The following is a 10,197-nucleotide window of genomic DNA, read 5'->3' on the forward strand; positions in this document are numbered from 1 at the left end:
GGCAGCAACCGCGCAACCGCGGTATTCGTTGTCACGCAACGGATACCGCGGTTGCGCGGTTGCTGCCGGGTGTCCGGATGCGTTCTGCTGGAAACCGAGGTGGGCGATCTCGCCCTGGACCGGCGTGGTGCGCGATTCGAGCCCGGCCGGTCTGCGGCCGGTGTAGGCCCTGCGGAAGTGCTACAGCGGGACGCTGATCTCGCCGGCGCAGGGCGCTGCCTGCCTGCTCGGTCTCGGCGTTTCCCAGGACGTCATCGACCGGTGCAATCAGTTGGCCATGGCATAGGTTGCGTCGAGCGGGTATCGGTATGCGTCGATGTATCGATACCCGCCCGGGGCGGGAATGCGGAAACCGGTCGGGCATGATTCGGCGCGCGCCACCGAGCCCACCCCTAAGTGGCTACGACGGGCGGTCGTATGCCACGATATCGGCAGTATCCGTTCTCTCGAGGAGGAGCGATCGTGGCCGCCACGGAAGTCGAACCCACCACCGACAAGGTCATCACCAAGGTGGACCCCGCTGAGGTTCCGTCGGCCGCGTGGGGATGGAGCGGCGAATCGCACAAGACCTTCCGGGTCGCGGCGGTGGTCGTGATCGTCATCCTGCTCGGCATGCTGATCGGCAATCACTCGGGCAAGGTCGAGGATCTCTACCTGGTCGGCTTCGCGGCCGCGTTGGCCGGAATCCTCGTCTACGACGTGATCTATCGTCGGAAACCGCGCTGATCTGCGGTTTCTCTGATCGTGCCTACCCGCCCGGGCATCCTGTGGGTTACCCGCAGTTTACGTCCGGGTGGCGGTCGAGGCTGTTGCCCATGTCTCGGCGGCGCCCCGTCGCGGCCGGACTACACTCGGCAGCGACCGGCCCGACCAGTACGAAAGTAGGCAGCCGAAAGTGACCAGCACAGTCGGATTGGGGATGCCGACCGCACCGGCGGCGGTGCTCGCACCGCGGCGCAGGACCCGTCAGCTGATGGTGGGCGGTGTCGGTGTCGGCAGCGACCACCCGATCTCGGTGCAGTCGATGACGACGACCAAGACCCACGATGTCAACGCGACATTGCAGCAGATCGCGGAGCTCACCGCGTCGGGCTGCGATATCGTCCGGGTGGCGTGCCCGCGGCAGGAAGATGCCGACGCGCTATCCACGATCGCGAAGAAATCGCAGATCCCGGTGATCGCCGATATCCACTTCCAGCCGCGCTATATCTTCGCCGCCATCGACGCGGGCTGCGCGGCGGTACGGGTGAACCCCGGCAACATCAAAGAGTTCGACGGCCGGGTGGCCGAGGTCGCCAAAGCGGCCGGGGCCGCCGGGATCCCGATCCGGATCGGCGTGAACGCCGGCTCCCTGGACAAGCGGATGCTGGCCAAATACGGCAAGGCCACCCCGGAGGCGCTGGTCGAATCGGCGCTGTGGGAGGCGAGCCTGTTCGAAGAGCACGGGTTCGGCGATATCAAGATCTCGGTCAAGCACAACGACCCGGTCGTGATGGTCGAGGCGTACCGGCAGCTCGCCGCGCAGAGCGACTATCCGCTACACCTGGGTGTCACCGAGGCGGGCCCGGCGTTCCAGGGCACCGTGAAATCGGCGGTGGCCTTCGGTGCGCTGCTCAGCGAGGGTATCGGCGACACCATCCGCGTCTCGTTGTCCGCGCCGCCGGCCGAGGAGGTCAAGGTCGGCGATCAGATCCTGCAGTCGATGAACCTGCGGCCGCGCAAGCTCGAGATCGTGTCCTGTCCGTCGTGCGGCCGGGCGCAGGTCGATGTCTACACGCTCGCCAACGAGGTCACCGCGGGCCTGGACGGTCTGGAGGTCCCGCTGCGGGTCGCGGTCATGGGCTGTGTGGTGAACGGTCCGGGCGAAGCGCGCGAAGCCGATCTCGGTGTCGCCTCCGGCAACGGAAAGGGTCAGATCTTCGTCAAGGGCGAGGTGATCAAAACCGTCCCCGAGGCCCAGATCGTGGAAACCCTCATCGAAGAGGCCATGCGGATCGCCGAGGATATGGGTGAGGACGCCGGTACCGGAGAGCCGGTCGTCAGCGTCGGCTGACGGTCCGGCCGCCTACGCCCACGGGACCCGCGGGCGCGGGCGCCTCGGGTCCCGACCGGCCGGGCCGGGCGCGCTTTCCGGATATCCGTTCCGCGCGGGCGCGGTTCATGGCAGGCTGTTGTAGGTGCGGAGTCTGCTGGAGCCGACCCGGCGCGCGAAAACCGTTCCCGCGCGTCAGCTCGCCAAGCGGGACCTGGCGCAGGTGCTGCGGGTGCTCGACGACGATCCGGTGGCGGCCTGTATGGTCGCCGCCCGGCTACAGGAATACGGTCTGGACAACCGGTACGGCCACGGTGAACTGTGGAGTCACGGCGGTCCGGCCGAATCACTGTGCTTTTCCGGGGTGAATCTGATACCACTGCGGGGCGGGCGTGAGGCCATGCGTGCCTTCGCCGACCGGGCGATCCGGTGGCCGCGTCTGTGTTCCTCGGTGGTCGGCCGGCAGGAGCTGGCGCTACCACTGTGGGAGATGCTCGCCGACCACTGGGGCCCGGAACGGGAACTGCGCGCCGCGCAGCCGCTGCTGGCGCTCACCGATGCCGCCGTGTCCCCGGTCGACTCCGAGGTACGCCCGGTGCGGCCCGATGAACTCGATCGGTACCTGGTCGCCGCCATCGCCATGTTCATCGAGGAGGTCGGGGTGGATCCCCGGGCCGGCGACGGCGGCCGCGGTTACCGGCGCCGGGTCGCCGGCCTGATCGAGGCCGGGCGGGCCTGGGCGCGATTCATCGACGGTGAGGTGGCCTACAAGGCCGAGGTCGGCGCGATGTCCTCCCGGACCGGCCAGATCCAGGGTGTCTGGGTGCACCCGGACCACCGTGGACAGGGTTTGGGAACCGCCGGGACGGCGGCGGTGGCCAATGCCGTACTCGCCACCGGCCGGACCGCCAGTCTCTACGTCAACGACTACAACGAGATCGCGCGCCGGGCCTATCGCGCGGTCGGATTCCGGCAGATCGCCACCTTCACCACGGTTCTGCTCGACTGATCGGTTCCGGATCCGGTGCGCCGCAGGTGATCACCGGGGTTCTGTGATTACCATCGGGGCCGATGACGATCCGTCCGGTAGTCGTATTCGTGCTCGCGGTCGCTGCCCTGGCCTCCGTGACGACGGCCTGCGGTATGGGCGCCCAGGGGCCGATCACCGCCGCGCGGGGCTTCGTCGAGGCATTCGCTGCCCGTGATGCCGAAGCGGCCGCCGCGCGAACCAACCGGCCCGAAAAGGCCGCGGTCACTCTGGCTTCCGTATGGGACGAACTGGCCGCCGAGGAATTGCACGCGAAGACGGGCGCTGCCCGCATCACCGGCGATACCGCCACCGTCGACTACACCTACGAATGGCGCCTGCCCGGGGACCGCGGCTGGACCTATTCCGGGCAGCTGCCACTGGTACGCGCCGGCGGCGCCTGGACCGTGCGCTGGAGCGGGTCGGCGGTCCATCCGCGTCTCGGCGATACCCAGACCATGGCGCTATCCGTGCGGCCCGCGCCGCAGGCACGGGTGAACGAGCAGTCGGGCAGTGATGTGCTGGTACCGGGCACGGTCTCCCGGGTGACCTTCGACGCGGCGGAGAGTTCCGATCCGCAGCGGGTGGCCGCCGCGCTGGCCGAGGCGCTCGGCGATATCGACGAGCGGCTCACGCCGGACCGGATCCTGGATTCGGCCCGCGGCGCGGAGGGGGCCTACACCGTGATCGTGTTGAACGAGACGGAATTCGGCCGGGCCGGGCCGCGGCTGATCGGGCTTTCGGGGGTGCGGGTCACGCAGGAATGGGATATGACCCCCACCGATCGCGCGTTCGCCCCCGATCTCATGAGCCAGATCCGGCGGACGGTGATCGACGACGTGGACGGGCGGGCCGGATGGCTGGTGGTGGCACGGAACGCGAACGGCGCCGAGACCGGAGTCCTCTACGAGGTGGCGGCCCGGCCGGCACCCTCGTTCGCGCTGAGTGTGGACCGGCGGGTGCAGAACGCGGCCCAGCGGGCCGTCGACGGCCGGCGGGAGCAGACCATGATGGTGGTGATCGAACCCTCTACCGGCGGTATTCTCGCGGTCGCCCAGAACGCGGCGGCCGACCGGGACGGCCCGGTCGCCACGATCGGCCAGTATCCGCCGGGTTCGGTGTTCAAAACGGTTACCGCGGCGGCCGCGATAGCGGACGGTCTGGCGACGCCCGACACCGTGCTGGCCTGTCCGAGTTCGATCACCATCGGCGAGCGGATGATCCCGAACTACAACGGATTCACGGTCGGTGATGTCCCGATGACCACCGCCTACGCGCGATCGTGCAATACCTCGTTCGCGAAATTGGCCAGCCGATTGCCCGCCGACGCCTTGTCCGGGCAGGCGGCCGGATTCGGGATCGGACCGGAGTACACGGTCGCCGGGCTGCCCACGTTCTCCGGCTCGGTCCCCGCTGCCGAGGACCGCACCCAGCGCACCGAGGACGGTATCGGCCAGGGCCGGGTCGTCACCAGTCCGTTCGGTCTGGCGTTGATGGCGGCGGCGATCGCGCACGGCAGCGCGCCCACCCCGTTCCTGATCGCGGGCCGGCGCACGGAGGTCGACGGTGACCGGCCCGCGCTGGATCCGGAGGTGGTGCGTGGCCTGCGGACCATGATGCGGGAGGTGGTGGTCTCCGGCACCGCGAACCGCATCGCCGATCAGGGGGAGGTGTACGGGAAGACGGGTGAGGCCGAGGTGGACGGCGGCTCCCATTCCTGGTTCGTCGGGTACCGCGGTGATCTGGCCTTCGCGACGCTGCTGGTCAAGGGCGGAAGCTCGGATAACGCGGTGGCGGTGACCCGGGATATGCTGGCCGCTCTCGCGGTGGGCGGGTGAGCGGCGGGCGAATCAGGGGCCGGTACCGGTGGCCGCGGACGCGGTCGCGAAACGGTGGCCGATATAGGGGACGCCGGTATCGGTGGTCACCGCATCGCTGACCCGGGCGGGTGCGACGACCGAGACGGTCCGATCCGCCACCGGGGCGGAGGTGGCGGTGTCGGTGCCGAGGATCTCGACCACCCCGGTGCCGCCGAGGATCATTCCGGCGGTGATGAGAGCAACGGTGGAACGCTTCATTTCCGGCTCCCTCCGAATCAGAGGTTCGACAGATAACGAGCTCGGGAGGCGCCTGCGCGACCGGGCTCGGAAGAGTTGTCTGATGATTTGCTGCTCAGGTCAACCTAAGCCGGTGGTACGGGCCGAGACAAGATGGAGAGCTGAGGAAAATCGACCACGAGCAAATTGTGACCCGCACCCGGAAATCCGTGACCGCTTCGTAATCCGACGTTCAGATCTTCTGCAAACTCGCGGTGAGGTGATGCTGTAGCGGCAGGCCCACCGCGCCCATCTGCAGGGTGTAGTCGATGGTTCGACCGTGCATGTGGATGGTGCGGCTGAGGGCGGTCACGGATTTGGCGGTACTGCTCAGCCCGACGGCGGTCGACTCGAGTTCGAGCCGCACCTCCTCGTCGCCCAGGGTCAGTTTGCCCTCGCAGATCTCGGTGATGCCGGTGGGGTGGGAGAGGATCAGTTCCACCCGGTCGGGTCCGGGACAGCGCAGGTAGCCGGCTTCCACATGGAGAGGGCGGTTGTCGTCGGCATGCCGGGTGTGTTGCCGGTAGGTGAGGAACGGCCGGCCGATATGCCCGATCACGATCTCCTCGAGGTAGCCGAACGGCTCGATCGTCGGATAATCGCCCTGCCCCGCGCCGCGCCAGGTGCCCAGCAGACCGCTCAACGCGGCGATCGCGGGGTGCAGCATGGCGGGACTCTGCTCTTCGGCCACGGCGCACAAGCGTAGACGCTCGGGGACCGATCCGGTACCACCGGCCGCCGGTCCGCGCGGCGCGCCTACTTGTTCTTGCGGCGCCCGAACGGCCAGAACGAACGACTGCGGCGGCGGGGCAGTGCCGCGTAGACCATGGTCATCTCGGCGAAGACACCCGCTTCGCGTTCGCGGTCGGCGCCGAAATCGTCGCGGCCCAGGATCTGGGTGATCGACCCCGGGGCGATCGTGGCCAGGGCATCGAGCAGAGCCGGGTTGAGCGCACTGATCGAGATCCGGGTGGTGTCCGGGTCCTCGGCACCGGGGCCGCCGTGACCGAGCAGCATATGGCCGATCGCGTGCAACACGATGTGGTCGGCGTTGCGGCCGGACGCCGACGCGTCGTAGACGACGATATCGTCGTATTTGCGCGCGATCCACAGACCGTTGCCGTTACAGCCCAGGTCGGCGAGGGCCGACCGGTGCGCGGGCTGCAACGAGATCGGCCGTTTGCGGTGTGCGGCCACCTCGGCGAGGTAGGCGTTGAGGTCCCACGGGCTGGGCAGGGGCACCGACCCAGCAGCATCGCCGAACCTGGCGTCCATGCTTGTCATCGGCGCATACGTTACCGATCGTGGGGGCGCTCGTCACTTCCACGAATTCCCGCTCGCCGCCGCAGAACCCGGCGGCGAGCGTTGGACCGGGGTGCGGCTAGAGGTCGCTGCCCGGTCGCAGGGGCTTGACGTTGTGGGGTTTGTTCCAGAGCGCGGTGAAGGCCCAGAGCACCACCCCGACGGCCAGCAGCACACCGGCGATGGCGTACTGCTGCGGGTTGCGATCGGTGAACGGAGTGGCCAGATAGGCACAGCTCAGGGCCCCGACCACCGGTAACGCGGTCGGGGTGCGGAAGTGGTGGTGGCCCACCTCGTCACGTCGCAGTACCAGGACCGCGATATTGACGATGGTGAAGACCACCAGCAGCAGCAGTGCGGTGGTGCCGCCGAGTTCGGGAACCTCGTCGACCACCAGCAGCAGGCCCAGGGCCAGCACCGTGGTGAACAGAATGGCGACGTGCGGGGTGCGGCGGGCGGCGTTCACCCGGCCGAGCGAGCGCGGTACCACCTTCTGCCTGGCCATGCCGTACAGCAGGCGGCTGGCCATGAGCATATTGATCAGGGCCGAGTTGGCGACCGCGAACATGGTGATGAAGGCGAAGATCTGGGTGGGGAAGCCCGGTGCGCCGATCTCCACCACCTGCAGCAGCGGAGTATCGCCCTCGGACAGGTCCTCCGGGGGCACCAGGGCCACGGCGGTGATGGAGACCACCACGTAGATGGCGCCGGTGACCAGCAGGCCGGTGAGCAGGATCTTGGGGAAGATGCGGCTGGGTTCCTTGGTCTCCTCGGCCATATTCACCGAATCCTCGAATCCGACCATGGCGTAGAAGGCCAGCGTGGTCGCGGCGATGACCCCGCCGAACGCCGACCGGTCGCCGGTATCGAATTCCAGGACCCGGCCGAAGTCTCCGTTACCGAAGCCGAGCGCCCACAACCCGATACAGATCACGATGAGCAGCCCGGAGAGTTCCACACAGGTGAGCAGCACATTCGCCTTGACGCTCTCGCCGACGCCGCGCAGGTTGATCGCGGCGACGGCGGCCATGAACGCGAGTGCGATGAGGGTGAGCGCCAGCCCGTCACCCACCCCGTCGAATTCGAAGGCCTCGGCGAAATTCGCCGCGAAGGCCTTGGCGGCGGTGGCCGCGGAGGTGATGCCGGAGCTCATCACGGTGAAGGTCACCATGAAGGTCAGGAAATGGATTCCGAACGCCTTGTGGGTATAGAGCGCGGCGCCGGCGGCCTGCGGGTATTTGGTGACCAGTTCCAGATAGCTGAAACCGGTGATCAACGCGACGCCGAAGGCCACCAGGAACGGCACCCACACCGCACCGCCGACCTCACCGGCGACCCGGCCGGTGAGCGCGTAGATGCCGGTGCCGAGGATATCGCCGACGATGAACAGCAGGAGCAGCCAGGGGCCGATGACCCGTTTCAGCTCGGGTTGGTGGTCCGGATCGGTCCGGGCGCCGACTTCTGCCAAGGGAACCCCTCATTTCCGCGATGGCCGGTAGGAGCGTGTTCGAACGGATTCGCTCTTTATACCCATTCGGGCAGCCGGGAATCCCGGTCGACCGGCCGGCCACGCGTTTCGCGCCGGGATACCGCGTCAGCACATCGATTCGGCGGCGGCGGCGATCACCTCGGCGGAATCACGCGGACTGAGAGCCATGGCGCGCAGCTGATCGAACATCACGCCGAAGCGGCGGATCTCCGAATGCCCTTCCACCAGCGCGTCTCCGGAGATGCCCTCGACGTACACCAGTTCCGGATCGGTGGGGTCGGGGAAGTCGAGAATGGTGAAGGACCCGGCCATACCGGGATGCGCGCCGGCGTCGAAAGGCAGAATCTGCAGGATCACGTTCTTGCGTTTGGTCGCCTCGCCGAGTTGGCGGAGCTGGCCGCTCATGACCTCCGGACCGCCGACCACCCGCCGGATGGCGGCCTCGTCGAGCACCACCCACAGCTCCAGCGGTTCGTCCTTGGCCAGCACCGCCGCGCGGTCCATCCGGGCGCGGGCCCGGCGTTCCAGATCGGAGGCCTCCAGCTTCGGCATACAGGTGTCGATCACGGCCATCGCGTACTGCTCGGTCTGCAGCAGGCCGGGAATGAACGAGGTCTGGTAGTGGCGCGCCGACAGCGCGACCGATTCGAAGTTGATGTACGCGGCGTAGACCTCGGAGAGGCTGGCCTCGTAGGGCCGCGACATACCGGGTTTCTGCGCGTCGGAGAGCAGCTCGAGTGCCTCTTGGCGCCGGGTCGCCTCCACGCCGTAGAGATCCAGCATGGTCATGAGGGTGCGGCGCTGCGGGCGGGCCTGCGCGGTCTCGATCCGGTACAGGGTGGTGACATTGATACCGGTGCGGGCGCTGACCTCCTCCTTGCTCAGCTCGGCGTCCTCCCGCATCTCCAGCAGCAGCACCGAGAGCCGGCGCAGGCCGGCGGTGAGGACGGTGCGTTTACCTGCCATATCGGCCCTTTCGCCTGTGCACCGCGCGGATCGCGGTGCTCGCGGGGCCCGGCGTCCGCGAGCCTGTCGAGCAACCATAACGAGCGGACGGCATCGCTGGCGAGGGAGTACGGTCCGGGCGGGCGCGTGTGCGCCCGGGTCAGAAAGTGATCTCGCGGCGCAGCACTTTGCCCGTCGCGTTGCGGGGTAGCGGCTCCTCGGTCAGCGTCCACCGCTCCGGGACCTTGAAATAGGCCAGCCGCCGCGCGGTGAACGCCCGCAGTTCCGCCACGTCGACGGCGCCACCGGTCACCACCACCGCGGCGACCCGCTGCCCGAGATCGTCGTCGGGTATGCCGATCACCGCCGACTCCCGCACCGCGGGATGCTCGTCCAGGACGTTCTCGATCTCGGTGGGGTAGACGTTCTCTCCGCCGCGCAGGATGAGATCGCTACGGCGCCCGGCCATCCGCAACCGGCCGTCGGACAGGGTGCCGAAATCGCCGGTCCGCAACCAGCGTTCGCCGTCGAGGGCGGCCGAGGTGGCGGCGTCGTCGCGCCAGTAGCCGAGCATGACGTACGGGCTGCGCACCCAGATCTCGCCCTCGGTGCCGTCGGGCACCGGCCGGCCCTCCGGATCGCGGATCTGCACCGACACACCGAGAATCGGGTGACCGACCGTTTCCGGGTCGGCGGCCAGTTCGGCCGGGGTGGCCACGGTGGCCGCTGTGCCGCTCTCGGTGAGGCCGTAACTGGTGGTCAGCGCGATCCCGGTATCGGGCAGCCGGGCCCGCAGCCGCTCCTGGAAGGCGGGGGAGGACGGCGCCGCGTTGAGCGAGAGCGAGGTGAGGGCCGACAGGTCGTGCCCGGCCGGATCGGCTTCCAGCAGTCGCGCGGCCAGGGTCGGGACCGCGCCCCAGTTGGTGACCCGCTCGCGCGCCATCGATTCCAGGACCCGCTCGGGGTCGAACGCGCCGGTGTGCACGATCACGGCGGCGCCGGAGGCGAGCCGGGGGACGGCCAGATTGTGCAGGCTGGCGATATGGAACAGCGGTGAGGTGAGCAGGAACCGCTTATCGCTGGGTTCGCGGGGCTCGTGCCCGGCGGCGAGCGCGCCCAGTGCGTCGGTGCAGCGGTGGTAATCGGTGATGGCGAGCAGGTTCCGGTGGGTATGTACCACGCCTTTCGGCCGTCCGGTCGTGCCGCTGGTGTAGAGCACCACGGCCGGATCGTCCTCGTCGACCGCCACGGCCGGGGCCTCGCCCGGATGGTTCCCGATCAGCGCGGGCAGGTCGTCTTCCATGGT

At 68.5% G+C, this 10,197-nt stretch carries 10 protein-coding genes; 4 read left to right on the plus strand and 6 right to left on the minus strand.

Going from position 1 to position 10,197, the window contains the following annotated elements; translation table 11 throughout:
* Positions 1–462 precede the first annotated feature (462 nt).
* The 4 genes from ACWDU1_RS22690 (at position 463) to ACWDU1_RS22705 (ending at position 4,897) form a co-directional block, all read left to right on the plus strand.
* Positions 463–726: a DUF2631 domain-containing protein gene (locus ACWDU1_RS22690; RefSeq protein ID WP_450001307.1), complete on the plus strand. Its 264-nt coding sequence runs from the start codon at positions 463–465 to the stop codon at positions 724–726.
* Positions 727–895: 169 nt separating this feature from the next.
* A complete protein-coding gene (ispG, locus tag ACWDU1_RS22695; protein WP_450001309.1) occupies positions 896–2,053 on the plus strand; it encodes a flavodoxin-dependent (E)-4-hydroxy-3-methylbut-2-enyl-diphosphate synthase in 1,158 nt (385 codons plus the stop codon).
* Positions 2,054–2,177: 124 nt separating this feature from the next.
* A complete protein-coding gene (locus tag ACWDU1_RS22700; RefSeq protein ID WP_450001311.1) occupies positions 2,178–3,041 on the plus strand; it encodes a GNAT family N-acetyltransferase in 864 nt (287 codons plus the stop codon).
* A gap of 62 nt (positions 3,042–3,103) precedes the next feature.
* Positions 3,104–4,897, plus strand: coding sequence for a penicillin-binding transpeptidase domain-containing protein (locus tag ACWDU1_RS22705; RefSeq protein WP_450001312.1), 1,794 nt, complete (start codon positions 3,104–3,106; stop codon positions 4,895–4,897).
* Positions 4,898–4,909: 12 nt separating this feature from the next.
* Here the strand turns inward: ACWDU1_RS22705 and ACWDU1_RS22710 are convergent, their stop codons facing one another.
* The 6 genes from ACWDU1_RS22710 to ACWDU1_RS22735 form a co-directional block, all read right to left on the minus strand.
* A complete protein-coding gene (locus ACWDU1_RS22710) occupies positions 4,910–5,137 on the minus strand; it encodes a hypothetical protein (RefSeq protein ID WP_450001314.1) in 228 nt (75 codons plus the stop codon).
* A gap of 211 nt (positions 5,138–5,348) precedes the next feature.
* Entirely contained in the window at positions 5,349–5,822 is a 474-nt protein-coding gene (locus tag ACWDU1_RS22715; RefSeq protein WP_450001323.1) for a peroxynitrite isomerase, read from the minus strand.
* A gap of 89 nt (positions 5,823–5,911) precedes the next feature.
* Complete coding sequence (locus ACWDU1_RS22720; protein ID WP_450001316.1) at positions 5,912–6,439, minus strand: hypothetical protein; 528 nt, start codon at positions 6,437–6,439, stop codon at positions 5,912–5,914.
* 97 nt (positions 6,440–6,536) lie between these two features.
* A complete protein-coding gene (locus tag ACWDU1_RS22725; RefSeq protein WP_450001318.1) occupies positions 6,537–7,925 on the minus strand; it encodes an APC family permease in 1,389 nt (462 codons plus the stop codon).
* A 126-nt stretch (positions 7,926–8,051) separates the two neighbouring features.
* Positions 8,052–8,912, minus strand: a complete 861-nt coding sequence (locus tag ACWDU1_RS22730; RefSeq protein WP_450001320.1) for a helix-turn-helix domain-containing protein — start codon at positions 8,910–8,912, stop codon at positions 8,052–8,054.
* 139 nt (positions 8,913–9,051) lie between these two features.
* Positions 9,052–10,197, minus strand: a 1,146-nt coding sequence (locus tag ACWDU1_RS22735; protein WP_450001322.1) for a class I adenylate-forming enzyme family protein, incomplete at its 5' end; no start/stop codon positions are given.

It is taken from the genome of Nocardia sp. NPDC003345, assembly GCF_053589395.1.